Annotated in this window: 22 protein-coding genes; 8 read left to right on the forward strand and 14 right to left on the reverse strand. The window is 64.5% G+C overall.

Annotated elements, in window-relative coordinates:
• Nucleotides 1-98 precede the first annotated feature (98 nt).
• From ACXR2W_RS02135 to ACXR2W_RS02145, 3 genes are read left to right on the forward strand one after another with little or no spacing between them, the layout of a single operon-like run.
• On the forward strand, nt 99-974 hold the full coding sequence (locus ACXR2W_RS02135; RefSeq protein ID WP_458811468.1) for a nitrilase-related carbon-nitrogen hydrolase: 876 nt from the start codon (nt 99-101) through the stop codon (nt 972-974).
• 35 nt (nt 975-1,009) lie between these two features.
• Complete coding sequence (locus tag ACXR2W_RS02140) at nt 1,010-1,846, forward strand: M15 family metallopeptidase (protein ID WP_458811470.1); 837 nt, start codon at nt 1,010-1,012, stop codon at nt 1,844-1,846.
• A gap of 9 nt (nt 1,847-1,855) precedes the next feature.
• Entirely contained in the window at nt 1,856-2,284 is a 429-nt protein-coding gene (locus tag ACXR2W_RS02145; RefSeq protein ID WP_458811472.1) for an NUDIX hydrolase, read from the forward strand.
• Nucleotides 2,285-2,288: 4 nt separating this feature from the next.
• Here ACXR2W_RS02145 and ACXR2W_RS02150 read toward each other — a convergent pair whose 3' ends face one another.
• The 4 genes from ACXR2W_RS02150 to ACXR2W_RS02165 are packed head-to-tail and all read right to left on the reverse strand — an operon-like array spanning nt 2,289 to nt 5,393.
• Nucleotides 2,289-3,236 carry an ABC transporter substrate-binding protein gene (locus ACXR2W_RS02150; protein ID WP_458811474.1) on the reverse strand — a complete coding sequence of 316 codons (948 nt, stop codon included), beginning with the start codon at nt 3,234-3,236 and terminating at the stop codon, nt 2,289-2,291.
• Nucleotides 3,233-3,937 carry an ABC transporter permease gene (locus ACXR2W_RS02155; RefSeq protein WP_458811476.1) on the reverse strand — a complete coding sequence of 235 codons (705 nt, stop codon included), beginning with the start codon at nt 3,935-3,937 and terminating at the stop codon, nt 3,233-3,235. The genes ACXR2W_RS02150 and ACXR2W_RS02155 overlap by 4 nt, the downstream gene beginning before the upstream one ends.
• Nucleotides 3,934-4,584, reverse strand: coding sequence for an ABC transporter permease (locus tag ACXR2W_RS02160; protein ID WP_458811478.1), 651 nt, complete (start codon nt 4,582-4,584; stop codon nt 3,934-3,936). Before ACXR2W_RS02160 ends, ACXR2W_RS02155 begins: the two co-directional genes overlap by 4 nt.
• The gene (locus ACXR2W_RS02165) at nt 4,581-5,393 is read right to left on the reverse strand and encodes an ABC transporter ATP-binding protein (protein WP_458811480.1); all 813 of its coding nucleotides are present in this window, start codon (nt 5,391-5,393) and stop codon (nt 4,581-4,583) included. The genes ACXR2W_RS02160 and ACXR2W_RS02165 overlap by 4 nt, the downstream gene beginning before the upstream one ends.
• Nucleotides 5,394-5,499: 106 nt before the next feature.
• On the opposite strand from ACXR2W_RS02165, the gene ACXR2W_RS02170 reads away from it, so the two are divergent.
• Nucleotides 5,500-6,177: a lysophospholipid acyltransferase family protein gene (locus ACXR2W_RS02170; protein WP_458811482.1), complete on the forward strand. Its 678-nt coding sequence runs from the start codon at nt 5,500-5,502 to the stop codon at nt 6,175-6,177.
• A gap of 32 nt (nt 6,178-6,209) precedes the next feature.
• The gene (locus tag ACXR2W_RS02175) at nt 6,210-7,901 is read left to right on the forward strand and encodes an FAD-binding dehydrogenase (RefSeq protein WP_458811484.1); all 1,692 of its coding nucleotides are present in this window, start codon (nt 6,210-6,212) and stop codon (nt 7,899-7,901) included.
• Between the two features lie 100 nt (nt 7,902-8,001).
• On the opposite strand, the gene ACXR2W_RS02180 is transcribed toward ACXR2W_RS02175, so the two are convergent.
• The 6 genes from ACXR2W_RS02180 to ACXR2W_RS02205 all read right to left on the reverse strand — a co-directional run bounded on the left by ACXR2W_RS02180 (nt 8,002) and on the right by ACXR2W_RS02205 (nt 13,762).
• Nucleotides 8,002-8,979: a diaminopimelate dehydrogenase gene (locus ACXR2W_RS02180; RefSeq protein WP_458811486.1), complete on the reverse strand. Its 978-nt coding sequence runs from the start codon at nt 8,977-8,979 to the stop codon at nt 8,002-8,004.
• An 81-nt stretch (nt 8,980-9,060) separates the two neighbouring features.
• Entirely contained in the window at nt 9,061-9,543 is a 483-nt protein-coding gene (locus ACXR2W_RS02185) for a PACE efflux transporter (RefSeq protein WP_458811488.1), read from the reverse strand.
• 160 nt (nt 9,544-9,703) lie between these two features.
• Nucleotides 9,704-11,143: a protein adenylyltransferase SelO gene (locus ACXR2W_RS02190; protein WP_458811490.1), complete on the reverse strand. Its 1,440-nt coding sequence runs from the start codon at nt 11,141-11,143 to the stop codon at nt 9,704-9,706.
• A gap of 73 nt (nt 11,144-11,216) precedes the next feature.
• Nucleotides 11,217-11,819, reverse strand: a complete 603-nt coding sequence (locus ACXR2W_RS02195; protein ID WP_458811492.1) for a CueP family metal-binding protein — start codon at nt 11,817-11,819, stop codon at nt 11,217-11,219.
• Nucleotides 11,820-11,963: 144 nt separating this feature from the next.
• On the reverse strand, nt 11,964-12,098 hold the full coding sequence (locus ACXR2W_RS02200) for a putative transporter small subunit (RefSeq protein ID WP_458811494.1): 135 nt from the start codon (nt 12,096-12,098) through the stop codon (nt 11,964-11,966).
• On the reverse strand, nt 12,095-13,762 hold the full coding sequence (locus tag ACXR2W_RS02205; RefSeq protein ID WP_458812186.1) for a sodium:solute symporter family transporter: 1,668 nt from the start codon (nt 13,760-13,762) through the stop codon (nt 12,095-12,097). The genes ACXR2W_RS02200 and ACXR2W_RS02205 overlap by 4 nt, the downstream gene beginning before the upstream one ends.
• Before the next feature lie 376 nt (nt 13,763-14,138).
• On the opposite strand from ACXR2W_RS02205, the gene ACXR2W_RS02210 reads away from it, so the two are divergent.
• Nucleotides 14,139-14,855 (forward strand): hypothetical protein, encoded by a 717-nt coding sequence (locus ACXR2W_RS02210; protein WP_458811496.1) that lies wholly within the window; start codon nt 14,139-14,141, stop codon nt 14,853-14,855.
• 8 nt (nt 14,856-14,863) lie between these two features.
• Here ACXR2W_RS02210 and ACXR2W_RS02215 read toward each other — a convergent pair whose 3' ends face one another.
• Nucleotides 14,864-16,873 carry an AfsR/SARP family transcriptional regulator gene (locus ACXR2W_RS02215; protein WP_458811498.1) on the reverse strand — a complete coding sequence of 670 codons (2,010 nt, stop codon included), beginning with the start codon at nt 16,871-16,873 and terminating at the stop codon, nt 14,864-14,866.
• A 119-nt stretch (nt 16,874-16,992) separates the two neighbouring features.
• Between ACXR2W_RS02215 and ACXR2W_RS02220 the strand changes: the two genes are divergently transcribed.
• Together ACXR2W_RS02220 and ACXR2W_RS02225 are read left to right on the forward strand one after the other, a co-directional pair.
• Entirely contained in the window at nt 16,993-17,655 is a 663-nt protein-coding gene (locus tag ACXR2W_RS02220) for a hypothetical protein (protein ID WP_458811500.1), read from the forward strand.
• A 27-nt stretch (nt 17,656-17,682) separates the two neighbouring features.
• Nucleotides 17,683-18,180 (forward strand): hypothetical protein, encoded by a 498-nt coding sequence (locus ACXR2W_RS02225; RefSeq protein ID WP_458811502.1) that lies wholly within the window; start codon nt 17,683-17,685, stop codon nt 18,178-18,180.
• A gap of 15 nt (nt 18,181-18,195) precedes the next feature.
• Here ACXR2W_RS02225 and ACXR2W_RS02230 read toward each other — a convergent pair whose 3' ends face one another.
• From ACXR2W_RS02230 to ACXR2W_RS02240, 3 genes are all read right to left on the reverse strand, one after another.
• On the reverse strand, nt 18,196-19,152 hold the full coding sequence (locus tag ACXR2W_RS02230; RefSeq protein WP_458811504.1) for an aldose 1-epimerase family protein: 957 nt from the start codon (nt 19,150-19,152) through the stop codon (nt 18,196-18,198).
• Nucleotides 19,153-19,230: 78 nt separating this feature from the next.
• Complete coding sequence (locus ACXR2W_RS02235) at nt 19,231-22,824, reverse strand: family 43 glycosylhydrolase (RefSeq protein ID WP_458811506.1); 3,594 nt, start codon at nt 22,822-22,824, stop codon at nt 19,231-19,233.
• A gap of 31 nt (nt 22,825-22,855) precedes the next feature.
• A complete protein-coding gene (locus ACXR2W_RS02240; protein ID WP_458811508.1) occupies nt 22,856-25,882 on the reverse strand; it encodes an immunoglobulin-like domain-containing protein in 3,027 nt (1,008 codons plus the stop codon).
• Between the last annotated feature and the right edge of the window lie 116 nt (nt 25,883-25,998).

The raw sequence follows: 25,998 nt of genomic DNA on the forward strand, positions 1-25,998 counted from the left end.
CCCTTCGGTCACGGTTAATGCCCGCACGATGGGGCATCACCGTGTTCCATTCTGCCGTACGCTCGGTGGCTATGCACGCACCGCGTAGGGTGGGCGTTATGGACCGAACGCTTTCGAACTCCCCCGCCGTTCATAGCGAGCCGGTTGCACGGGTTGCGCTCGTGCAGGTGGCGAGCCCGCCCGCCGAAGCGCAGCACGATCGCATCGCACGCGTTGCACAACTGTTGCGCGGGCACATCGGTGTCGACCTATTTGTGTTGCCCGAGCTCTGGAGCCCCGGCTACTTCGCCTTCGACGAGTATGCGACGCGCGCCGAGGCGCTTGATGGACCCACCGTAACCGCGATGGCGGCGGTGGCACGCGAGCTCGGCAGTTGGATTCACTTGGGCAGCATTATCGAACGCGGCAGCAGTGAGCATGGCACGCAGGGCCAACTGTTTAACACGGCAGTGTTGCTCAACGCAGCTGGTGAGATCGTGCAGCTGTACCGCAAGATTCACGTGTTTGGTTATGAGTCACTCGAGTCACAGCTACTCACCCCCGGCGACACCCTCAGCGTCACCGACAGCCCCGTCGGCCCGCTCGCCAGCACCACCTGTTACGACCTGCGGTTTCCTGGCCTGTGGCAGCAAATCAGCGAGCGCGGCGCTTGGGCGGCGGTGGTGCCCGCCGCGTGGCCAGCCGCCCGGCGCGAGCACTGGCGTGTACTGTCGCAGGCCCGCGCGATCGAGCATCAGCTCTGGGTGCTCGCGTGCAACGCCGGCGGCGTGCAGGGCGACGTGCAGCTCGGTGGGTTCAGCCGCATCGTCGACCCGAGTGGTCGCGTCATCGTCGAGTGCGGCGACGGTGAGGAGGTCTGCGTGGCAGATGTACCGCTCGATGCTGTGTCCGCCGTGCGCGCCGCGTTTCCCGTCATCGCAGACCGGCTTTCTGACGCTCGTTACCGCGAGCTCAGCGGCGAGCCGCTCGCTTAATCGGGCTGTTCCGAGTCGTCCCCTACGATATTGCTATGACGTTTATTCGGCCAAGCGCAGCCGCTTTGCTCGCCCTCGCCCTTGTCGGCTCACTCGCCGCATGCGCGCCAGAGCCCGAGCCCGCGGGCCCCAAGAAGTCCGCCTCATCACAGGCGGCCGAGGCGAAAGCGCGGGCCGAAGCTGACAAGAAGAAGCGAGAAGCGGCCGAGTCAGACGCTGCTCCGCAGCCTGAGGCCCCCAAGCCCGCCGCGGCGGACTCGGGTTTTGACCGCCAGGCGCACTCGATCGACGACCCCATGTCGATCTGGGTCGTCGGCAACAAGCTTCGCCCGTTCACACCCGTCGACTTCGAACCGTCAGACCTCGTCGAGACCGTGGGCGTCGCCAACGACAACGGTCAGCCACTGCGCGAGGTCGCCGCCCGCGCGTCTGAGCAGTTCATCGCGGGCGCCCGCGATGCTGGTTACGATGTGCGCATCATTAGCGCCTACCGCACCTATGGACTGCAGGTGCAACTGTACAACGGGTACATCGCGCGCGATGGTCAAGAGGCCGCCGACACGTACTCGGCGCGGCCCGGTCATTCTGAGCATCAGACGGGCCTCACCGTCGACCTCGACGATTACGGCGCTTGCTACCTCGCAAGCTGCTTTGGTGACACCCCCGCTGGGCAGTGGCTCGCTGCAAACGCGGCCGCCTACGGCTTCATCAAGCGATACCCTGCCGAGAAACAGCACATCACCGGCTTTATGCCCGAGCCGTGGCACTTCCGTTACGTCGGCCCCGAGCTCGCGTCCGAGATGCAGCGCACGGGCATCACGACGCTCGAGGAGTTCTTCGACTTGCCCGCGGCGCCCGGCTACGCGGGCTAGGCGGGCACGATGTCAATTCTCGCATCCACTCCGGATCAGGTTATCCATGTCAGTGCCGTGGTACTGCGCGACCGTGCCGGTCGTGTCTTGAACGTGCGCAAGCGCGGTACGAGCGCGTTTATGCTGCCGGGTGGCAAACCGGATCCCGGGGAGAGCGCCGCAGCCTGCGCGGCACGCGAAGTTGTCGAAGAACTCGGACTCACGCTCAACGCCAGCGATCTGGTACTCCTCGGCACGTTTCGCACCGTGGCCGCCAACGAGCCAGGCTTCGCACTCGTGGCGACCGTGTTCACGCACGACTTTCTCGCCGCGGCGCTCGATGCCACCCCGCGCGCAGAGATCGAAAGTATCGAGTGGATTGATCCGGCACTGGAGCGTACAGACCTCGCGCCACTCAATACACAGTGCGTGTTTCCAGCGCTCGCCGCGCAATCATAGCGGGCTAGACCAGGCCTTGATCTCGCAGCCAGTCAGCCGCGATGTCGCGCGCATTCAGCTCATCGTTCACGCTTCGCGCGTTGAGCGCAACGAGATCTTTGGGCGTGAGTTTAGCGCTCACTTCGTCGATGATCTTGGCGGCGGCGTCATCGACCCGATCACTCACGACCGGCACCACATGCGAAGCCAAGAAGATGCCCTTGGGGTCTGCGAGCGTCACAAACTCGCCGCCCGACAGGGCAGGGTCAGCCGAATAAATGTTAGCGAGTTGGATGTCACCGTCGGTGAGCGCTTTGAGCGTGAGTGGCCCGCCGCTATCTTCGATGGGCGTGAACGCGACGTCGTTCACGCCGTACACGCTCGCGAGCCCCTTCGGCCCGTAGGGGCGCGTCTCGGCCTCGGAGTTCGCGCCGAGGGTGAGTGGTTCAGTGACACTCGCGAGATCTCCGATCGACTCCAGCTGCCACTCGTCGGCAAACGCGCTCGTAACAACGTATGAGTCTTGGTCGGTGGCGGGTGACTGGGCGAGCACGCGCAGCCCACTGGGCGTCGCGTCTGTAAGCGCGGCATACACGTCGTCTGCTGTGCGTGCTTCGGTGTCGGGCTGCCAGTACTGCAGCAGGTTACCCGTGTACTCCGGCATCAGATCGATGCTGCCTGCCTCGAGCTCGGGCAGGTACACCTCGCGCTGGCCGATGCGCAACTGCCGGTCCACCTGATAGTCGCCCGCTTCGAGCGCCTGCGCGTACAGCTCAGCGATGATCTCGTTCGAGTAGTAGTCTTGCGAGCCGACGACGATCGTGCCACCGTCGGCGTCGTTCTCGCCGCCAGCGGCGAGCGGGTCGCCTCCCCCGGCGCCTGCGCAGCCCGCGAGTGTGAGGGCGAGCGCCGCGGCCGCGGCGCTCGCGGCCAGCTTGAGTGAGCGTGAAATGGCGAAGCCTTGCCTGGTCATGATCGAATCACCTTTCTTGTCTTGTGTTCGACGGTGGGGTGCGCGCGTTGCGCGACGCGGCCCACCGCGCGCTGAGTGAGTCCTAGGAATAAATCAAGGAGCAGGGTGAGCGCAACCACGAGCAGCGCACCCGCAAGCATCTGCGCGTAGTCACGGGTCTTCAGCCCCGCGAACAGGTAGCGCCCCAGCCCAGCATCAGCGACATAAGCCGCAAGCGTCAGTGTCGACACGACCTGCAGGGTGGCGGCCCGCACCCCGCCCACCAGCACAGGCAGTGCGAGCGGCAGCTCTGCCTGCCAGACGACCTGCAGCGGTGTCATGCCGACCGCTTTCGCGGCGTCGGGCACTGCCGGGTCGACCGCCTGCACCCCCGCATATGCGCCCGCCAAAAGCGACGGAATCGCGAGAATGACCAGGGCAAGCACGGGCGCTAACACGCCAATTCCGAGCGCGAGCCCGAACAGCGTGAGCAAACCGAGCGTGGGCAGCGCGCGAGCAGCCCCCGCGACGCCACCAACCCAGGCGGCTCCGCGGCGGGTGTGCCCGATTGCGATGCCTGCGGGCAGCGCGATCGCCGAGCCCACGACAACGACGATAACCGTCAGCGCAAGGTGCTGACCGAGCCGCACGGGAATCGAGCCCGTACCACTCCACTGGGCCGGGTCCAAGAGCCATGTCAGAGCATCGGCAAACAAGTTCATGCGCGCTGCCCCTGTACTACCCGCGCCCAGGGACTGAGCACCCGGCCAATTCCGAGCACGGCGAGATCGAGAACGAGGGCGAGCAACACGGTCGCGATGACGCCCGCCCACACCTCACCCGCGATGCCGCGCTGAAATCCGTCGGTGAGCAACGACCCAAGGCTGGGCACGCCGATCAGCGCGCCGATCGTCACGAGACTCACCGTCGACACCACTACAACCCGCAGCCCCGAGACGATCACGGGTGTTGCAAGCGGCAGGTCAACGCGCCAAAACAGTGCGCGGCGTGAGTGGCCAAGGGCGATCGCTGCGGTGCGCACCTGCTCGTCGACGGACGCAAACGCGTCGGCGGACGTTCGCACGAGGAGGGCCACACCGTACACGGTGAGCGCCGTGACCATCGTCTGCCACGAGCGCAACGGCACCCCCAAAATGGCGGGCACGATGATGAGCAGCGGCAGCGCCGGGATCGCATACGCCAGGCTCGCGATACTCAAAAGCGGCCCGCCCGCACGCGGGCGCACGAACGCGAGGCGGCCGATCGGTACCGCAATCACGAGGCTCAACGCAATCGCTGGCAGACTGAGCGCGAGGTGTGCGGCAGCGAGGCCCGCCACCTGCTCCCAGTTGTTGAGCCACCAGCTCATTCTTCGAGCACCCCCACAGGTGTGCCGTGCTCGTCGAGCGCGACCGTGCGGTCGCCGACGCGCTTGACCCGTAGTTTGCGCTCAGACAGGTTGGCGCCCACAAACTCGCGCACGAACTCGTTAGCCGGCGCGGCAAGCACACTCTGCGGGGTGTCATGCTGGGCGATACGTGCTCCCGCTTCAAGGAGCACGATTTCATCTCCCACACGAAGGGCCTCATCGACGTCGTGCGTCACGAACACGATCGTTTTGCCGAGCTCGGCCTGCAGCCGCAAGAGCTCGGCCTGTAGCTCGCGGCGTACAATCGGATCTACCGCCCCAAACGGCTCATCCATCAGCAAAATATTGGGGTCTGCCGCGAGCGCGCGGGCCACGCCCACCCGCTGCTGTTGCCCACCCGACAGTTGTGCCGGAAAGCGCGTGCCAAGCGCGGCGTCGAGCCCAACGAGTTCAAGCAGCTCGCTGGCGCGCCGCTTTGCCGCTGCGCGGGTCGCTCCCGTGAGCCGTGGCACCGTCGATACGTTGTCGAGCACGCTACGGTGTGGCAGGAGCCCGCCCTGCTGCATGACATACCCGATCGAGCGTCGCAGCTGCACAGCGCCCCGCTCGCGAATGTCTGCGCCATCGATGAGTACACGGCCCGCCGTTGGCTCAACCATGCGATTGATCATGCGCAGCAACGTCGTCTTACCCGAACCAGAAGAACCAACCAGCGCGACCACAGAGCGCGAAGCGATCGCCAGCGAGAAATCGGTGACAGCGATTGTGCCGTCGGGGTATCGCTTCGACACGCCCTCGAACTCGATCATGTGGGGCACCTCCTCAATTGGTGTGCGGCCCTACGCCCCCACCCTACTGGTGTCTAAACAGCGGGCGCGACCGGTTCGCAGGGGATTCGCGGGCTACCATCGATGGGTGCACGCTCTCACCACCCCGCGCCCCGGCCCCGTTTTCTATATCGGTCGGGCAGTGCTGCGCCCCTACCTTCGCCTGCGTTACCGCCCTCGTGTAACTGGGCGTGAGCACGTGCCCGCTACCGGCCCCGTTCTCGTCGTCAGCAACCATCTTTCGGGCCTCGACACTGTTTTGATCCCGTCGTTCTCACCCCGGCGCGTGCAGTTTCTCGCAAAAGCCTCGCTGTTTCACTCGCGCTTGGGCGGTTGGTTCTTTCGCCAGATCGGTGCCATTGCGGTGCACCGGAACACATCCAGTGCCGCCCAGGCAGCCCTGGACGCGGGCCGCGACGTGCTTGCTGCGGGCAGCGTCTTCGTTGTGTTTCCCGAGGGCACCAGGTCGCGCGATGGCAGGCTGTACCGCGGCCGCTCAGGCGCGGCCTGGCTGGCACTCGAGACGAGCGCCACCGTCGTACCTGTGGGTCTGATCGGCACGAACCGGCGGCTACTGAACCCCAGGACCGAGCGGCCGGATCCCGTCGAACTGCGTTTCGGTGCCCCCGTGCCGCTCTCAGACCTTGCGGGTCTGCCCGGTGGCCGCGCGCGACGTGAGGCCACCGAGCGCATCATGGCGGCGATCGCTACGTTATCCGGGCAGGAGCGCGCAGGCGAGCACGGTTCGGGCGGCCGCGGGGCATAGCCTTTCGTGTCATACGGGGGCAGAATGGTCGCATGGACGCCGACGTCATCATTGTGGGAGCCGGGCTCGCGGGTCTCACCGCCGCACGTGAGACCGCTGCCGCGGGGCTGCGCACGATCATCATCGACCAAGAGGGCCCGCAAGACTTGGGTGGGCAGGCATGGTGGTCGTTTGGTGGGCTCTTCTTAGTCGACACCCCAGAGCAGCGCCGTTTTGGGGTGCGCGATTCATTTGAGCTCGCCTGGCAGGACTGGCGCGGTAGCGCGCAGTGGGACAGGGGCGCGGCGAGCGCCGGCCCTCACGCTGGCGATGACGTGTGGGCCGAACGCTGGGGACGCGCCTACGTCGAATTTGCGACGAGTGAGAAGCGCGCCTGGATTCGGCAGGCGGGCATCGACCTTACCCCCGTTGTCGGGTGGGCCGAACGCGGCGACCTGACCGCGGGCGGGCACGGAAACTCGGTGCCGCGGTTTCACGTGCCATGGGGCACAGGAACGGGCGTGATCCGGCCCTTCATCGATGCCGCAGAGCGAGCGGTCGAAGCGGGCCGAACCCGTGTGTTGCACCGGCACCGATGCGACGAACTGCTGGTCGAGGCGGGGCGCGTGGTGGGGGTCGCGGGTACGCGGCTCGCACCGTGCGCGAATCTGCGCGGGGCCCCCTCGAACCGTGAGGTGGCAGGCGATTTTGAGCTGCGCGCGCCAGCGGTGATCGTGGCCTCGGGCGGCATCGGTGGCGACCACGATCTCGTGCGCAAGTTTTGGCCCGCACGCCTTGGCACGCCGCCCGCACACATGGTCACGGGCGTGCCGGCCTACGTGGACGGGCGCGTGATCGACCAGGCCGGAGCCGCCGGTGCGCGGCTCGTCAACCGCGACCGCATGTGGCATTACACCGAGGGCATTCGCAACTGGAATCCCGTGTGGCCGGGGCACGCGATACGCATTCTGCCCGGTCCCTCGCCCCTGTGGCTCGACGCACTCGGTCGCAGACTGCCGCTGCCCGGTCTGCCGGGCCACGACACGCTCGGCACGCTGCGGCTGCTGCGCACGACGCCGGATCTCGCGGCCCACGATCATTCGTGGTTCATCGTGACGGCGCGTATGGCCGCCAAGGAGTTTGCGCTGTCTGGCTCTGAGCAAAACCCTGACCTGACGAACCGTGACAAGAAGTTGCTCGTGCGGACGCGGCTTGGCCGGGGTGCGCCCGGGCCGGTGCAGGCATTCATTGATCACGGGGCAGACTTTGTACGGGGCGCCTCGGTGCCCGAGCTCGTAGCGCGTATGAATGAGCTCACGCCTACTCCACTTCTCGACGCGGCCAGGGTCGCCGGGGTCGTGCGTGAGCGTGACGCCGAACTTGCGAACCCGTTTACAAAGGACGCGCAGGTGATGAGTATCCACAACTCGCGCAGGTATTTGGGTGATCGACTCACCCGCACTACCTCCCCGCACCGGCTACTCGACCCCAGCGCGGGCCCCCTCATCGGCATCAAACTGCACGTGCTCACGCGCAAGAGCCTCGGCGGCATTCAGACCGACCTGAGTTCTCGGGCGCTCAGTGCGACGGGTGAGCCGGTGCCCGGGCTGTATGCCGCGGGCGAAGCCGCGGGGTTTGGCGGCGGCGGCGTGCACGGCTACAACGCGCTCGAGGGTACATTCTTGGGCGGGTGCCTGTTTTCGGGGCGTTCGGCGGGCCGGGGTGTCGTACGCGATGTCAAGTAGCCCTGCTGTATCGCCGTGCGCACCGCTCTAGCTAACACCCCAACGTAATATGGCTCATACACATGTTGTGTATGAGCCATATTGCGTAGGGGTGGTGCTGCTACAGCAAGCCCGCGCGCAGTTCAGCCGCCGACTTAGGCGACAGCAGAGCCGGGGCGATATCAAACGGCGTCTTTGCGCCATGATCGCCCGCCTGCGCGAGTCGAGCGACTGCTCGCGCATACGCCACAAGCACACTTGACGTGAACTCGGGGTTTGAGTCGAGCCTGAGGCTGTACTCGACTACCTGCTTTGTACCCTGCGACGTCTCGCCGCTGCGAATCACAAAACCGCCGTGCGGCATGCCCGAGTGATCACGCGCAAGCTCCTCGGCCGAAATGAAGTTGACGGTCGTGTCGTACGGTTCGAAATAGTTGGGCATCGTCACGATCGCCTCGCGCACCACCTCGGCGTCTGCGCCCTCTTCAAGCACGACAAAGCACTGTCGCACGTGCTTCTCACGGGTCGTGAGCTCGGGCTGCTCGCCCGCACGCACACGCTCGATCGCGTCCACTGCGGGCAGTGTGTACTGCGCTGCACCCGCCACGCCGGGGATACGACGCACCGCGTCCGAGTGCCCCTGGCTAATACCACTGCCCCAGAATGTGTAGGTCTCGCCCTGCGGCAGAATAGCCTCGCCATAGAGACGGTTGATTGAGAACAGGCCCGGGTCCCATCCGGTCGAGATGACCGCCGTTGTACCACCGGCGGTCGCTGCGGCATCAACCGCGGCGAAGTGCTCGGGAATGAGCGCGTGGTTGTCGAAGCTGTCAACGATCGAGAACCTGCGTGCGAGCTCGGGGCTCTGCACTGGCAGGTCGCTCGCCGAGCCACCGCAGAGCACAAGTACGTCGATGTCATCTGCGTGCGCGTCAATGTCGGCGAGCGCAAAGACGGGAGCATCATCTACGGGATCGAAGGTGACCGGGTCGCGGCGAGTAAAAATACCCGCGAGCGAGAGGTCGGGCTGGGCCGCAATAGCGGTCTGCACACCGCGCCCCAGATTGCCATAACCAACGATTCCGATGCGAATAGTCATCAGCGTTGCCTTTCTTGCGCGCGCGATTTGCGCTGAGCGCTGATGCGAGTGTAATGGGCTAGTGTTACGCGCAGGTCACAGCTACTGGCACCGCGCAGACGCAGGCAGCCCACACACCCGGTCGAACGCCCACGTATACACGAGGGTAAATACCAGAAAAAATACGAGCAGCCCGGCCTCAATCATGAGGGCTTCCCAGAGCCCCACGCCGAGCAGCACCGCGACGAGCGGCACGGTAAACACGAGCACCCCGCCCTCGTACCCCAGCGCGTGCAGCGCGCGCGCGACGGCACCCCTGCCGCGGCGAGCCGAGCGGCGTTCGAATGCCTCAAAGCAGAGATTCCAGACGTAGTTCCAGGCCGTCGCGGTGGCGGTCACGAGCACGGCGGTCAGCGTTGACTCGCCACCGCCGTGACCGAGCAGCGCACCCAGCACGAAGATCGTAAACAGCAGGCTGATGCCCTCGTATCCGATCACGAACGCCACACGACGAAGCACAGGATTTGACGAAAAGAAGCGCGCCTGCGCGGCGGGCGCAGCAAAGGTGTGGCCTGGGGCGGTCACGGGTATCACTCCAAATGATGGGGTTTCACGGTGGGCACTCTTGCCGCACTAAAGCGCGATAACCTCTACGCACAGGCTATATCGCAACGAAACCAGTCGTCAAGTCACAAAATCATCGCCGAAACCGCACAAATTGTGAAACTTTGTGCCACCGGAAACGTCACGTGCCGCAGTAGCTCACAAACGGGCGCGCGCCCGCCTCAGGTGCGACCGCGAAGCGGCCGAACCCTGCGCGGGCGAGCGCCGGCCTGGCCACGGCCTCGAGCATCTCTTCAAACATTGCGAGGTCGCCGCTGGTCGCTTGGGTGAGCGCCTCTTCGAGTAGCGCGTTGCGTGCGATGTAGAGCGGATTTGCAGCGTTCGCCTCGCGCATGGCGAGTGTGTAATCGGTACGCTCGCGCTGCCATGCCTCCAGTAGTGCGGTACCGCGCTGCACGACCTCATCATCGAGAACCGTACCGGGCAACCCGAGTTTGGTGCGCATGCCGGCGATCCACTCCGCATCGTAGGCGGGGCCAAAGCGTGCGAGCACCTCACGTGCAGCTGCGACCGCACCCTCACTCGTTTCGCTTTCACCCGCATCATCACGACCGTTCGTCCTGCCCACACCATTCGTCTCGCCGGTGGCCCTGGCTTCTAACGCTACGAGCGGCAGCAGCGCCTCAGCGAAGCGGGTCAAGTTCCATGCGGCCACCGTGGGCTGCGCACCGAACGCGTAGCGGCCCTGCCTGTCGATCGAGCTGAACACCGCCGCCGGATCGTAATTGTCGAGAAACGCGCACGGCCCGTAGTCGATCGTTTCACCCGAGATGGTCATATTGTCGGTATTCATGACGCCGTGCACAAACCCGGCGAGGGTCCACTGTGCAACGAGGGAGGCCTGACGCGTCACGACGTGATCGAGCAGCTCCAGCGCAGGGAGGGAGGCAGCTGCGCGATCCGGAGCGTGCCGCTCGAGCGCAAAGCGCGTGAGTCGTTCAAGCAGCCCGGTGTCGCCCGTTGCGCGGGCGTACTGGAAGGTGCCGACGCGAAGGTGGCTCGCCGCCACGCGCACGAGCACCGCCGCGGGCACGAGGTCACCGTCTCGCGCGATGCGTCGCCCCGTCGTGATCACCGCAAGCGCGCGGGTCGTGGGAATGCCGAGCGCGTGCATCGCCTCACTCACGAGATACTCGCGCAGCATCGGCCCAAGCGCCGCAAACCCGTCGCCGCCGCGCGCGAACGGGGTGGGGCCAGAGCCCTTGAGGTGAATGTCGACGAGCGCGCCACCCTGCATACGCAGTTCGCCCAGCAGTAGCGCGCGCCCGTCACCGAGACGCGCTGAATAGGAGCCAAACTGGTGCCCGGCGTACACCTGCGCGACGGGCTTTGCGCCCGGCGCGAGGTCATTGCCGAGTAGCGCTCGTACCCCAGCTTCGCTGCGCAGAGCCGCGGGATCGAGCCCCAACTCGCGTGCGAGCGGGTCGTTGAGCACGGTGATCTCTGGGTGCAGTGGCCGCTGAGCTTCCCACGGCAGCGCGAGCTCTGGGAACGCGTCTGCGTATACGCATTCGAGAGGTAGCAGGGCTGTCGAAGCCGGTGTGGCAGATTGCTTCGTCATGCCTCCAGGGTACGCCTGTACCGCGGCGGTCTTATTGCGGCGGCGTAGTTGCGGCGGCGTAGTTGCGCCGCCGCTAGGCCTTCAGCTGCAGTGTGGTGATGCAAGTGGGATCGGTGCTGCCGGTGCGCACGGTTCGTTCTCCTGTGCGGCCGTCGGCCGTTACCTGCACGCGATACTCGCGCTCGCGCGGCAGCCAGACACCAATGAAGCCGTTGTCTTCGGTGCTGGTAACTTCGTCGCGCACTACCTCGCCGGTCTCGGCATCGGTGATGCGCAGCTGAATCTCGGCGCCCTGCATCTCGCCGAGGCACGACGTGGGTACGTGAAACTCGCACGGGTGGGTCTGGGTTTCGTACGGGGCCAGCGACAGGTAGAACTCATCACCCGCGAGCGGGAGCGATTCTTCAGCGGGGGTGCCGGGCTGCAGCACGACGCTGCTGGGCAGTACCTGGACGGTAAGCCCGTTCGGCCTGTCGTTGACGGGCAGCGCCTCGAGCCCCTCGACGAGCGTCACGGCATCATTCGTCGACAGACCGAGCTCTGAGAGTAGCTGAGTGGCCGACGCGGTCGCTACCGGGGCCACGGCCTGGTTGGGTGCGTCGTTCGAAGTGGCTGCGCACCCCGTGAGCGAAAGCGCCGCGACGCACACGAAAGACCAGACGATGCTCGTTCTCATGTCTCCCATACTGGCAGGACCAACATGACAATCCCCCTGCCACTGCTCCTGAACACAAAATATGCGCGACCAATTCCGCTTTTGAACGAGTCTAAAACGGAATTAGTCGCGCATATTTTCGTACACGTCAGGTGGCCGTGCACACTAGATGATGCTTCGGCCCTCACGCTTGGCCTCTTTTGCGTCGCGAATAAACGCGCGCACAATATAGGTGAGCGTGCCCGCCACCAGCACGGGCCAGCTCAGCACGTAGACGGTGAGCCAAAATGTTGCGTTCATCGGTTTGCTCCTTCCGTTGTAATGTCATCGCTAGCAACCTCACTGGGAGCCACCACGACATCAATCGTTTCTGATGCAGCACGGTCGAAGTCACCCGTGCGCTCCTTGATGAGCGCAAAGTCGAAACTCTCACCGCGATTCAGCATGGTCAGCCCAACACACACCAGGGTCGACACGGCATAGGCGACGAGTGACCCCGCGAGCACCGGGTAGGTGTGCAAGAACCCAATACCAAACGGCGCGACCGCAACAATCGAGACCCCGCCGATGATGAGCGCGGCGCGTTTGCCGAAGAACCCAAAGGCCATAAGCCCGAGCACTACGCCCACGCCAATAACGGAGAGCACATCGACAATCACACCAAATGCGCCGTCAAGCTGTAGCCATTCGAACCGCACCGGCACGAACACCGCAAGTGCCACAACAACCGCCACACTGAACGCGACGTTGGTGACGCGGCCCCAGTAGAAGCTCGCGATGACGGGGAACACGAGTGCGCCCCACATCGCCCCAACAAACACAAGCAGGTCGAGAATGTTGAACTGCATCGAAGCGAAACCGAGTCCGGCGGCGGTGGCGACAATCATCGTGATGCGCCCCACGAACACCATGGTGCGCGGGTTCGCCTTCTTCTTACCGGCAATGTTCTGCCCGTACACGTCTGCCATCATGATCGATGCGAGCGCTGTCATGTCGGCGTCGGCGGTCGAAGACAGCGAGCCGATAATCATTACAAAGAACACGCAGATCAAGACGGGGCCTAAGTACATGGCCGCCATTTGCGGAATCAGATTGTTGACGTCGCCGCCCATCGGTTCAATGCCAGCGTAGAGCGCGATAACGCCGAGCATGCCGATACCGATGATGGTGGCACCGTAGCCCACCGTCGCGGTCACAAACGTCTTCTTGATGAGGTCCTCGCGCACAGCAAACAAGCGCTGCGCAATCGTCTGGTTGCCGATCGCGTACGCGAGCACCGCCGCAATGTAGGGTGCGCCCTGGTTGAAGAACGCATCTGAGGAGAAGAAGTTGCGTTGCTGCGGGGTCAGGTTCGCGGCACCCGTCTCGAACAGGCCTGGGCCGCCCGCCGCAAAGAACACGACGGGAATGATGATGGCAACAGCGCCAAGCATCGCCACGACCTGCGCAAAGTCGGTAAGCACCGAAGCACGAAACCCCGACCAAAGTGTGTAAAGCAGCACGCCCGCAGCGATCGCAATGATGCCCTGCGTAAACGTGAACGGTGACAGCATCGAAATGAGTGCGCCGCCCGCGATGAGGTTCGACGTGAGGCTAATGAGGCTGCCAAGCACGTTTGAGCCAGCGAGCATCAGCTGACTCGAGCGCCCGTGACGGGCAAACATGACCTCGGCGATCGTGTGGGCTTTCGGCGCTACGGCCCTGATCCGGCGCCCGAAAGGATAGATCAAGAGGATCATGAGTGCACCCCAGAGCCCATAGTGAATGGGGCCCGAAATGCCATAGGTATAGCCAGAGGTGGCGGAGGCGTACATCGATGCCGCCCAGATCCAGGTGGCGGTCATGGATGCCGCCGAAATGCCGAAGCCGATCTTGCCGCCGCCCGTCATGTAGCCGTCGGCGTTCTCCTTTTTCTTGGAGATGCGGATCGACATGTACAGGCTGCCGCCGAAGAACAGCAGCATGAGGGCCACCGTAACGGGGCCCGAGAGTGTTTGGAAGTGTTCCACAGTGAGTGTCTTTCTATCTCGTCATGTGCCCAGGCTCAGTGCGAGCCGCGGGCGCTGGTCGTGAGAAAGGAAAGACAGCTAGGTGGGTTCGAGGTGAAAGTGTTTGCGTGTGGCGTGTAATTGACTGTGCCGTAAGGTCATTGAGTCCTTGAGTGGTTACGGGCAGCGCAGCACACCACCCTAATCTTTAGGCGAACTCTCAGGCTACCAAACAGCGCGCCACTTGCGCGCGGCTCCACGCGGAGGTATGTGCACAAAACTGGGGCGAGGGCAGGCTATGGTGAAGAGTCACAGGCGTCTTCGTTCACCAGTCACACGGGAGTGTCGCACCATGACCACACCAGCCGCTCAACGCAGGCTTCAGAATATCCGCCACGGCGCCACCGTGGCCGGCGGGCTCATACTCATTGGTGTGATCGTGTGGGTAGACGTGGCAACGGGGCTTTGGCAAGACGTGGTCATTCTCTCGGGGCTCGCTGCCGGCCTCGTCATGTTTATTCTCACAACTGTGGTGCTCAACCGGCTCACCGAACGGGGCGTCGCCAAACGCTGGGCGCCCATGAACAGGCTTGCCATCACCGAGTTCTTGCACGCTATCGTCGATGACGACGCAAGCGAGGTGGCCCGCGGCCACTTCGTGGCACGCACTCTCAAGCTCCCCGCCCAGCTTGGCCCCGAGTCGCTTAAGGGCCTGCGTCACCAGGTCGTCAACGAACGGCGTGCCCTGTCTGATGCGCTGAGCCGGTGGACTCAGTTTCTCACGTCGAGCGGTGACAACGAAGAGATTCTGCTGCACGTAGCCAACGTCTCGCTGTACTTCGATGCCGTGCGCGATGCCACCCTAGCGATCGAGCACCACAGCGACAGCGGCACCACAGCTTCACGCACCGAACTTGCTACCGCGCTCGAGGCCACGGTCGCTGCCTGCAACGAGCACTCGAGCGCGCTCGTTGCAGAGCTACAGAGCAGGGTGCACCCGCGCACAACGGCGCACCTTCGCGGGGCAGGCACGCAACGCACGACAGAACCGCTGAGCGCTACAGAATAAGCCTGGCGTTAGCGAATCTCGTCGGCGTCACCCGGCCGCACGCCAATTTCGTCGAGCACGAGCCTTGCACGCTCCGCCGCCGCACGCGCCTGTCCGTGCGCCCCCTGACCGGTCAAGCACTCAACAAGCCCCGCGTGCGCGGGCTCGTCATACACATCGATCGCGAGCAACCTGCGGTACAGCTGCGCGGCGCGTGCCCATTCACCGAGCGCGCGCAGCTCTCGCGCTAGCAGGTGCGACAGGTCGCTCACGCTCGCATCGATCTCACGCCGCATCGGTTCTGCCCACAGCGCATCACGCTCCCCGGCAAACGCTTCCTCCTCGGCGAGCTGGAGCGTCTGCCAGACCGCAGCGCACTGCGCGAGGCTGGCCGCGGTGCCCGTCGCCAACCGCGCCGTCGATTCTCGATGCTCTCGCGCCGCACGCTCCACAAAGCGCGCACTGTCGCAATCCAAGCGGTCAAATCGAGCGCGCAGGAGCCCACTGCCCAGCTCGATGAACTGATCATGCGCGAACTTCCGCTCCGGATCGAGCGCGCGCCGCGCCGTAGAAAGCGCCACAGTGAATCTGTTGGACAGCACCGCCGCATCGATGCCTGGCCAGAGCATGTCCATAAGCTCTTCGCGTGGAATCAATGCTCCTCGCCGCGCGATGAGCACCTTGAGGAGCAGCTCTGCCTTGCGTGACCGCCATGTGACGGGTTCACCGTTTAATGCTTCCACGCGAAACCTGCCGAGCGCCCAGACACGGGGCGCTCGGCGCGGAACGTCACCTGCAACCTCAGTTGCTGCGACAGTGGCTCCGACGGGATTTGTCCGGAGCGTGCGCAGCAATCGGCGTGCTGTGTCATCGACGCTGCGCAATCCGATCCGGCCCGCCGTGATCGACGCCTCGCGCGCGAGCAAGCTCGCCTCCGAGACGCTCCCGCCACCGGCCGCCAGCAGGCTCGCAAGATCGAGCTGGGCCTCGGCAAGCCACGCCTGCGCGCCAAGCCGCGCGCTCGTGGCGACCGCCTCGCGCAGGTAGCTCTCGGCGGCGGCGTCATCACCCAGCCTGCGCGCGAGACGCGCGAGGGGGCGCGCGACTGTGCCCCAACTGGTCACACCGTGCCCAATTACCGCGAGCCTGTTTGAGAACGGCGCGAGCGCCTCGTACAGGGCCTCGACCTGCTGCAGCGCGCCTGCCTCCGCGGCTACATCGGCCGTGATCGCTGCAGCCGCGAGCCAGTTGCGATCACGCGGCATCTCGGTGAGCGGATCGAGCTCATGCAGCATCTGGGTGGCGGGCGCGAGACTGCCCTGCCCGAACCACACCCACGCGAGGGCGGCCTGCCATACGGGCTCGCCTGGAAACCGCTGCCTCGCGTCGAGCAGCGGCTCAATGAGTTCGCTCGCGCTGCCCTGTAGCCACCGGATCACGGCCATCTGGCCGCGCAACACCGTATCTGCGTCGGGGTCTTGGGCGGCGAGCGCTTGTCGATAGCCGAGCCCGGCGAGCGACTGGGCGTCTTTGGCGCGGCCGTCGGCCGTAGCGCGCATCGTTCTGATCCAGGTGGCGTGGCGGCCCTCGATGAGTTCGTGGAAGGGGCCTGCTGAAGTCAGCTTGGGTGAGAGTTCGCGATCGATGCGGGCAAAGTCGCCGAGCTCTGCGAGAGCACCGAGCAGCAAGAACCATGCGGCCTCTGCGAGTCCACGCTCGCCCGTACTGGTGCATATGTCGAGCGCCTGCTGCGCGCGTTTGGCGCGCAGCGACGCGTGCTCTGGCCCCGAGTGGACCAATCCCGCGGCGACGAGCGCGGCGGCGCGCGCACGCGCGGGGCCGTGGCGTGCGGTGTGGGTGAGCAGCCCTGCGACGAGGGCGCGCGCACGCCGCGCGTCGACCTCGATGAGTGTTACGGCGAGGGCCGCCTGGAGCACCGTACGCTCGCCGGGGTCCGCGGTGGTGGCGAGCTTAGCTTCGAGCTCGATCGCCTGCGCGTGTGTGCCTCTGCCCGAGAAATTTATACTGAGCGTTTTCATGAGTTCCCACCCCCGTGTGGTGACTCGTTGCTGGAATCGTTCATCAGCCAGATCCACGCGCACGCGCACGCGCACACGAATTTAACTGAAGTTTAATAGCTTCACCATACACTCGAGCCATGGCTAAGCAAGTCACAACTCTTGGGGGTTTCGGGGACCCGCGCACACGTGGGCAGGTGGCACAGGGGGCCGTTTTGCGGGCCACCCACCGACGTGTGCGGCGGCTACTCTGGGCGCTGCCCGTCGCAGGCGCCCTTGCGTTGGAGTTGGCCGGGTGCGCACCTGAACCGGGCGCCACGGCCGAAAATCCACCTGCCGCGGCCGCTGATCCGGAGCGAGAAACGGCAGCCAAGCCCGTTCAAGAACCCGAAGTGACCGAGGAGACACCCAAGGAACAGGCGCCCGCGCCGCAGGATTGCGGCTGGGGCGCTGAGCGAGTCGCCGCCGACCTCTCGGCCGTGCCTTCCGGGCAGGAGGGCGACCTCTCCGACGTGTTACCCGGGTCGTGGCAGCACGTTGGCATCGATGAGGGCGCCGGATACGACACCGATCTGAGCGCAGATATTCGCTACGTATTCCCGTCGACCAGCGAGGTCATCTACTGCCAGGACGTGCCCGGAATCACCGACCAGGCCGAGAACCGCGTCGCGTTTGAACTCGCGGGCACCGAGATCGTGCTGCCCGCTCCCGCCACCGGTTACGCTGTGCAGTCCTGGAGCGATAGCGCAATGGTGTGGCTGAACCACCGGGACGGCTCGCTCTACCTGTTACAGCGCCGCTAATACATCTACTAGTTCTAGGGGGACCCCATGTCACGCCACACTCGTTTGCAGCGCCGTTCGGCTGCTCGCGCCGCCGCAGGAATCGTCAGTCTTGGGCTCATGCTGAGCGCCGCAGGGTGCGCAAACCCGGTCGATCAGCTGGTCAACAACGTCACCGAGGGGGCCCTGAAAGAAATGACCGGGGTCGAGGATATTTCGCTGCCGACCGATGGCAGCGGCAAGGCGTCGCTGCCGAAGGGCTGGCCCGATATTCCGATGCCAGCGCAGGCGCCTATCACGTCCATGAAAACCGCCGAGGGCATGCAGGCCATGTTTCAGGGCAGCACGAGCGACTACGAGAACCTCTTGAAAGAGTTTGAGAGCGCCGGGTTCGAACAGGAGTCAGAAGCAAACTTCAGCGACCAGATGCGCAATTACACGTTTAAGCGAGACTCACTATCTGTGGTGCTTTCGCTACTCGCCGAAGACGCAGACTCTGAAGCGATCATTCAGTACCTCGTATACGAAGACACCGCCGCTGAGTAGGGCGTGCGCCCGGCCCTATAGCGCCCCAATGCTCCAGCTGGCGGTGTGGGTTGCCCCCGGCGCGAGCACGACGAGGCCAGCATCTTGCCCGCGGTTGAACGCGTCGGGCGCACAGGTCATAGGTTCTACCGCGAGCCCTGCGCGGTGCCCCGGGTGAGCCGGGTTGCTGAGGTCCGCGGTGTGTATCTGCAGCCACGGGCAGGCCGCGTCCCACGTCATCGCGACGCCCGAGCCCGCGGCGCGCAGCTCGACGCGTGCTAGACCCGCATCGTCACGGTGCAAGCCCGTGAACGCGTGATCAATTTCAGCATCGGCTATAAGCCTGGCCGCGCGAAAGTCAAACCGGTCGGAGTCGACCGTCACCGGTGCGAGCTCGGTCGGCGCAAGCCTGTCGACGGTGACTTCGAGCACCGAGTCGGCAGGCAGCGTGAGCACCCAGTCGTCGACACGGCCCTCGCCCGCGACAAGGTAGGGGTGCGGGCAGACACCGTAGGGCGCCGCGTGCGCGCTCAAGTTTCTGGCGGTGACGCGCTGGGTGAGGCCACGGTCGCCGAGCTCATAGGTGGTCTCAACTTCAACGCGCCAGGGGTAGCCGGCTTGCGGCTCGACACACGCGACCAAAGTGACGCTGTGGGGTGTGCGATTGCGCGGCGTGAAGGCTAACCACGGGGTGAAGCCGTGAAGCGCATGGTCTCGGCCAACCTCGGTGATCGCCAATTGGAAGTCTTGCTCGTCAAACCCGTAACGCCCGTCGACCACCCGATTGGGCCACGGGGCGACCGTCGCCCCGCGGTAGGCCGGGCGCAACTCGTCTGCCGCAAACGGTACGACGAGGTCGCGCCCCTCCACCCGGTACAGCCTGAGGCTGGCCCCGACGCTCGCGATGACAGCGCGCTGGTCGCCCAAGCTGAGTTCGAACTGCTCTCCGCTTACGGGGGTCGGCGTTTGTGCGTCGTCGCTGGGGAAGCTCACAGGGTGGTCCATTCTCGAAGTAGCTTGTGTGGAAAGTTGAGCGGGAGGGCTGCACGGGCAGCCCTCCCTCGGTGGTAACTAGGAAGCGCGACGGCGTGCGCGCACGCCCATCACCGCGATGCCCGCCACCGCGAGCAGTGCCCCGAGCGCGAGCACACCAGGCAGCGCACCCGAGCCGGTTTCCGCGAGGCCCTGCTTAGCGGCATCGGCTGATCCGGCGCCGCCCGCCTGCGAGCCAACGCCGGTAGCCTCAGTGCCTGTGCCAGGCTTCGTGCCGGGCTTCGTGCCTGGGGTCGTCGTGCCCTCGCTGCCATTGCCGCCGTCATCTGCCCCGGCATTGCTTTCGCTTGCCGGCGCTACTCGTAGCGAGGTCGTTTCGAGCGGGTGGGTGCGCGACGCAGATTTCGTGTCGTTGCCCGTGACTCCGGTGGTGGACTCACCCACGAGCCGTGCCGAGAGCTGCCGGCCCACGTCTTGAGTCGTGGGGGTGTAGGACTGCTTTGTGGCCCCTGAAATAGGTTTGCCGTCACGCAGCCACTGCCAGCTCTTGCCACTCCAGCCCTCGCCAAACGCGGCCGAGATGGGCTGCCCCGCCCGCGCGTCGTCTGCATCGAGTGCGACGACGGGGGTGCGCTCAGGGGCGACCCCAGCATAGGTGACCGCGATCGGGTTGATCAGCGGCACTTCGCCCGCCTTTGTCTCTTCGACCGTGGGCTCCGAGTAGGTCATCTTCGCGAGACGAGTCTCGCGCTTGTTACCCGTCGCGATCTGTTGCCCACCATGGGTTTGGTCGAACCCTCGCGGCCGCATATCGTCGGTGAGGAACACGTGATATGCCATGTACCAGTCGTCGGTGCCTGGCACCTGCAACACCGACTGATGGGCGGTACCCAGAATGCCCTTCGCCTCGTCTTTGACAAGGATCTCACCGCGGTAGGTCCACTGCGAGCCGTCGCCCTCGAGCGTCGACGCCGTGGCGTAACCGACCCGGTAGTTGGGACTGTTCGTGTCATCGATCGAGTACGTGTAGTAGTAGGTCCACTCACCGTTCCACTCGCGCGCCGTAAGGTACGAGGCTTCGCGAATGTTCTTAGTCGCATCGGTGCGCACCAGCGTGTCGGGCTTGATCGATGTCATGTCCTCGTTCAGCTCGGCATACATGCCGGGGCCCTGCCCCCAGGTGAGCCACCACTTTCCAGTCGCCGGATCTTCAAACACCGCCGGGTCGATGCTTGACTCGACCTTGACCGTTTGAATCTCGTAGCCGCTGCTGATGGTGCCTCCCTTGGCGGGGTCAGACACTGCAACGTTGACCTGCCCGTTGCCCGAGAAGTAGAGGTAGAACTTGCCATCGCGCTTGGCGAATCCCGGCGCCCACGCGCGGTCTGCACGACCGTCGGGCATCAACGCCGAATCTTTCGCGAGGTCGACAACTACGCCCTCGTCCTTCCACGTCACCAAATCGTCAGATACGAAGGCGTGAATGCTGTGGCCAGCCCAACCCGCGTATCCGTCAGTGGTCGGAAAGATGTAGTACCTGCCGTCTTCGGCGACGATCTCGGGGTCTGCGAAGAACTTCCATCCCTCAGCCCCGGTGGGGTCGGTTCGCCCGATCCCAGAGGCTTCGGCGGCATCGCCGCTGATACGCACCGGCGTGACCAGCACTTCGACTCGCAGTTCTACGGCCACCTCTTCACCGAGATATTCGAGGGTGAGATTCACCGGTTTCGAGTAGTCAGTGAGTTTTGCGAGCTCAGCGGCGGTTATGGGCGCACCAGATTCGTCGCGCAACGTCGCACCGTCGGCGAGCAAGTAGTCAAACTGCACCCCGCTCTTATCTGTCAGTGCGCCTGTCGCGGGGTCAGCCCAGTAGTCGAGCACGATTGTTTGCCGCAGCTTGTCGTCCTTCAGTCGTTCTGAGCGCTGCGTGAGTACCTGATCGGTATCGACCACCTGCAGGGCCGCACCGATACCGCGAATTTCGAGGTCACTCTTGGCATAACCAAACACGCGAATATCGTCGAACCCGCCGTCGAAGCCCCGGTCACCCTGATAGAACGAACGTCCAAGCATGATCTTGAGGTCACGCCCCAGATCGGCCACAGTCGCGTTCAACGATGTTTGTTCTCCGAGCAGCACGCCGTCGGCGTAAACCGCCAGCCTGTCTGGCGTGAGCACAATCGAGTACTCGTGCCAGGCCGAGGTCGTGTCGAGCACCCCGGTCGTACCGCGCTCTTGCTGCCACGAGCTCTTCGTAATTCCGGTGTACACCTCACCTCCGCGCAGCCGCGCGAAGAGGTACTTCTGGTCGTCAGCACCGAGCGCGAACGAGAAGAAGTTACCGCTTGACAGGCGCGACTTTGACGCGAACTCGACCGTGATTTCGTTGCGACCGTCAAGCAGCCCCTGCGGCAGTTCAGCGTACTGCCCCGCGGTGCGCAGCTGAAGCGCTGTGCTGCCCCAGTCGCCCGGCTTCTCGACCTGTGGCGCACCGTGCAGTTGCAGGTCGTTGCCACCGCCGGTGGTGTCCGTGGTGGGCGCTGCCGCGTCTTCGAAGTCATAGGCAACAATCGGATCAGACCCCGGCGCGTCGGGGGCAACCGGTGTGACGGGTGCGCTGGTGTCATATGCCGCCAGGATCGTTGTTTGCTCGGCCTCCGTCAAAGGCAAGACAGATCCGTGACGGAACCTCTGATCGAAGCTGGTCTGAGCTGGCTTGAATGCTGCACCAGCCCGCAAGCTCGCAAGCGTTTCGATCTCAAATCCGACGTAGCCGCCATTGTCACCCATCGCGAGCCAACCGCCCGCGGGCGTCTGAAACACGGTGAGCCCCTCAATGCGCGTCGAAAGCCCCGATGCCGAGGTCTTCGTGACTGGGTATCCGGTGTATCCCGGCACGACAGACTCCCCCGCGCCGTTCACTGCCGAATCACGTTCGATCAGCCGCTTCCACGGACCTGCGAGCTGATCTGCGGTATCGACGACGGTAAACCAGTCTGAGGTTGAGAAACGGTAGTAGTTACCGTCTTCGCCCTGCACAACGCTCGTGTCGATAATGTTGCCCGCCGTATCGGTGCCCAACGCGCTTTCGTCAAGCCACACTTCAGGCTGCGTAAACGTTTCGAAATCTTGCGTTGTGGTTTCATACACGCGAAGGTTCCACTCGGGAGTGCCCGCATCACGTTTGTCGCGCGCTGACCAGTACACCCGATAGTTGTTCTGAGCCTCATCCCAAATCGCTTCGGGCGCCCACACGTTACCGGCCTCGGCAAACCCGGCATGTACGAGTTCTGGTTCGCTCCACGACACGAGGTCGGCGGACTTCGAGATCACCAAGTGCTGGCTTGCATTGACCTGATCCCAGGAACCTCCCGGGGCCGAGCCTTCGGCATGCAGGTCGGTGCCCAGCATCACATAGTTGTTGCCTTCGGCATCGGGTGATTCGAGTCGCACGGTGTGTGGGTCACGAATACCCCCCGTGCCCACCTGTGACTGGATAACGGGCTTGTTGTCGTTGAGTTTGCGCCAGTTGGCGCCATCTTCGCTATAGCCGTAATAGATTTTCTCGGTGTCGGTTGCTCCGAAGTGCAGCCACAGGTATCCGTTGTCGTTAGCGGGGGCTGCCGTGGCGACGGCCGGAAGCGCGGTGACAACGAGTGGAATCGCTGCCACCGCCGCAAGTAGTTTTGTCCAGATTTTCAATTCACACTTCCGATCCACTAGCGCGACGGCGTGCGCGCACGCCCATCACCGCGATGCCCGCCGCCGCGAGCAGCGCCCCGAGCGCAAGCACACCGGGCAGCGCACCCGAGCCGGTTTCCGCGAGGCCCTGCTTAGCGGCATCGGCTGATCCGGCGCCGCCCGCCTGCGATTCAGTACCCGTAGCCTCAGTGCCGGTGCCGGGCTTAGTGCCGGGTTTCGTGCCAGGGGTCGTAGTGCCTTCGCCGCCTTCGTCTGCCCCGGCATTGCCGCCTTCGCCACCGTCTACACCCGCGCCGGGCGCATCTGTGAGCTCCACAGCGGCCGCTTCAGACGTCGCGACGAGCCCGTCAACGTAGCCGTCGTAGCTCGCCTGCACACTGGTGATGCCAGCGGGCACCTCTGCGATCGCCACACCGTCGACGAGCGGCACCGTCTGGCTCCACGGCTGCGCGTCAGCGTTAGCAAGCGCGGGTGCGCCCACGGCACGCAGCGTCACGGTACCAGCGACGCTGCCACCGTCAGCGGCAGTCACCGTCGTCGTCACGTTGCGGCCTGAGGCAACGCTGGAGGTTGTCGAAGCCACGGCCTCAACGCCCCGCCACTCGTGCATCGCTTCAAGTACCTGCTGCGAAACGCTCACAAAAGCGCCGTGCCGCGGGCTCTTCGGGAGGCCGTCCTTACGCGGGGTCCAGCCCGGCTGCTTCGATAGACGGTTCGATTGCGAGCTCGACGAGATCGCTTCGCCCGTTGTCACAAAGGCTTTGTACCCACCGTCGCTGTAGTTATCGACCAAGAAGGCGTAACCGTCACCAGACTCGTTGGCGGGGTCGCCCTCGTTGAGCTTGATGATCTGCGGGCCCTCGCCCACGTTCTTGGTAATGTCGTTCGTCATGGCGGTATCGACCAGCTGCCACGTCGTGTTGGGGTCGGCATTCCAGTCAGACTTCGAGGTTGTCGACGTGAGTACCTTCGACTTCTCGAGGAAAATGTCCTTGCCGTTGACGAGTCCGTCGGCTCCCTGGCTGTCTTCGTTCTTCGTGAACCGGTAGTAGGTGTCACCGATCTTCTGCACGGTCGAGTCGATGCGCGCATACCCGGTGTCTTGCCACTGCTCAGGCTCGGTGAAGGTCACAAAGTCACGCGTAAGCACGGTGAACATGCGCGCGTGCAGGCGACCCGTCGTGTGCGCTTCGTCGTCGTACAGACGTGACGCGAAGAACACGACATATGACTGCAGCTCGTCATCCCAGTACGCCTCGGGCGCCCAGGTCATGCCCGCAAGCTGCTGGTTGACGACGATACCGCCGTTGTCATCACCGTTGGTACGGCTCCAGTTGACGAGGTCTGTCGACTCCCACACGTTTACCTTGAGGCTGCCGTCGCTCTGAGCCGCGCCCCAGCCACCGCCGCAGCCGATGCACAGGTCGGTCGCGATCATGTAGTACTTGTCACCGTCGTGCGATCGCAGAATATATGGGTCACGGTGCCCCGTGGTGTCGGCCGAGTTGTCGACGATCTGCTTGCCGCCGTTGACCTCGGTGAACGAGAAGAAGTCGTTGCCCTGCGTCGCCGCGGCGTAAATGCGCTCATCGCTGTCTGACTTGAAGTAGGCAGAGGCGTACCCCGCGTCTGGTGCGGTGCGGCTAAGTTCTGCCACGGTGATCTCGAAGCTACGCGCGTCTGTCTGGTCACCCTGCGTGGCCGTAGCCGTGAGCGTCACTGTTTGGTCGCCCGCACCATATGCGGGCCGTGTGACCTGGCCCGCGCCGGCAAACGGATCGGCGGACCCTACCGCTGGTGCTTCATAGCTGGCGTCGGTCGGTGTCACGATGTCGGGGTCAGATGAGGCCCACGTGATCGTTGAACCGTCTACTGCGCCAGTGGCCACGAGTGGCAGGTGCTCGGTTGTGCGCGACTGCAGCGCGATCGCGTCGAGGTCTGCTGTCACCCGCGGTGCCAGTACGACCACGTCGAGCGCGACGCTCACGCCAGAAGCGGTAGTCGCGGTGAGCGTTACTGCTGCGTCTACCGTCTTGGGACGCGTCACGTTGCCCGACACCGCCACGACGTCGGTGTTTGAAGAAGCCCAGGTCAGCGCGACCCCGTTCACAGTCGTAGGCAGTGACAGCTTGTGTGTGACCCGATCGAGTGCGGCGTTCTTGCCGAGAATGAGCGTGCCCAGATCGGCGCTAAGGAGAGCTTCGGTGCTCGCCGCTTTCTCAGCTGCCGTCGGCTGAGCCGCCGCCAACTGTTCGGGCGTGAGCGCCACGTCCCACAGCTTCATGTCTGTGACATCGGCGTTCAACAGCGGGTCGCCCTCGTACAGTGAGCGCCCCAGGTAGCCGAGTACGTCCCCGCCCGGCACAATCGATGAGAGTGCAGCCCGGTGCTGTACCGTCGAAATCTGCTGCCCGTCGCGATAGAGCGTGAGCGCTTCACCCGAGCCCACCAGTGTGAGCGTGCTAAACCCCGGGTTCAGTCCACCGCCAGCAGGCAAGCGCGTTTCACCGTTGCTGTCGCCACTCTTCACGCGGATCGCCGCGAGCGCCTGCCCGCCATAGCCACCCTGTGCGCTCACCGGGCTCACAAAAATATGGTTGCCCAGCTTCGTCGAGTTCCACGGGCCTACGCCGTCACCGAGCACCCACCCGAAGTGGTTTGCCGCTGTCGTGCTGGCGACCGTAAATTCAACGGTGAATTCGTTGTCGTCTCCGGTGATCGCCCCCGACGGCAGCGTGGCATAACCCGTACCGCGCATGCGCAGCACGTCGTCGACCCCCGCACGCACAAAGTCTTGGTCGATTAAGCCTGTCAGGGCGGCATTGCGGCCGTTACCCGAGACGTCGAGCAGCGTCGCCCCGTCGTGCGACATGTCGTAGTGCGCGCCGGGCGCAGGCACCGTCTCGTCTGCTGCAAATGCGGCGGGTGCTCCCGTGACGGCGAGCACGCCGGGCAGCGGCATCGCGAGGGCGCACGTGAGAGTGAGGCCGAGCACGCGACTGCGTACGCGGCGTTGAGAGTCACTCACCCCAGCGGGTGGTGTCGAAGTAGCTGAAACAGGCAATCTCATCGTTGAGGGCTCCAAAGTGTCAGTGCGTATACAGAAACATGGGTAGAAGGCACCGGCGAGTAGGTACACAAAAG

This window comes from Leucobacter faecis (genome assembly GCF_054456695.2).

Bases quoted from the DNA above. Each gene is read 5' to 3' on its own strand.
- ACXR2W_RS02135 (WP_458811468.1), top strand. From the start codon at position 99: ATGGACCGAACGCTTTCGAACTCCCCCGCCGTTCATAGCGAGCCGGTT.
- ACXR2W_RS02140 (WP_458811470.1), top strand. From the start codon at position 1,010: ATGACGTTTATTCGGCCAAGCGCAGCCGCTTTGCTCGCCCTCGCCCTT.
- ACXR2W_RS02145 (WP_458811472.1), top strand. From the start codon at position 1,856: ATGTCAATTCTCGCATCCACTCCGGATCAGGTTATCCATGTCAGTGCC.
- ACXR2W_RS02150 (WP_458811474.1), bottom strand. From the start codon at position 3,236: ATGACCAGGCAAGGCTTCGCCATTTCACGCTCACTCAAGCTGGCCGCG.
- ACXR2W_RS02155 (WP_458811476.1), bottom strand. From the start codon at position 3,937: ATGAACTTGTTTGCCGATGCTCTGACATGGCTCTTGGACCCGGCCCAG.
- ACXR2W_RS02160 (WP_458811478.1), bottom strand. From the start codon at position 4,584: ATGAGCTGGTGGCTCAACAACTGGGAGCAGGTGGCGGGCCTCGCTGCC.
- ACXR2W_RS02165 (WP_458811480.1), bottom strand. From the start codon at position 5,393: ATGATCGAGTTCGAGGGCGTGTCGAAGCGATACCCCGACGGCACAATC.
- ACXR2W_RS02175 (WP_458811484.1), top strand. From the start codon at position 6,210: ATGGACGCCGACGTCATCATTGTGGGAGCCGGGCTCGCGGGTCTCACC.
- ACXR2W_RS02180 (WP_458811486.1), bottom strand. From the start codon at position 8,979: ATGACTATTCGCATCGGAATCGTTGGTTATGGCAATCTGGGGCGCGGT.
- ACXR2W_RS02190 (WP_458811490.1), bottom strand. From the start codon at position 11,143: ATGACGAAGCAATCTGCCACACCGGCTTCGACAGCCCTGCTACCTCTC.
- ACXR2W_RS02195 (WP_458811492.1), bottom strand. From the start codon at position 11,819: ATGAGAACGAGCATCGTCTGGTCTTTCGTGTGCGTCGCGGCGCTTTCG.
- ACXR2W_RS02200 (WP_458811494.1), bottom strand. From the start codon at position 12,098: ATGAACGCAACATTTTGGCTCACCGTCTACGTGCTGAGCTGGCCCGTG.
- ACXR2W_RS02205 (WP_458812186.1), bottom strand. From the start codon at position 13,762: ATGCTGCTGTTCTTCGGCGGCAGCCTGTACATGTCGATCCGCATCTCC.
- ACXR2W_RS02210 (WP_458811496.1), top strand. From the start codon at position 14,139: ATGACCACACCAGCCGCTCAACGCAGGCTTCAGAATATCCGCCACGGC.
- ACXR2W_RS02215 (WP_458811498.1), bottom strand. From the start codon at position 16,873: ATGAAAACGCTCAGTATAAATTTCTCGGGCAGAGGCACACACGCGCAG.
- ACXR2W_RS02220 (WP_458811500.1), top strand. From the start codon at position 16,993: ATGGCTAAGCAAGTCACAACTCTTGGGGGTTTCGGGGACCCGCGCACA.
- ACXR2W_RS02225 (WP_458811502.1), top strand. From the start codon at position 17,683: ATGTCACGCCACACTCGTTTGCAGCGCCGTTCGGCTGCTCGCGCCGCC.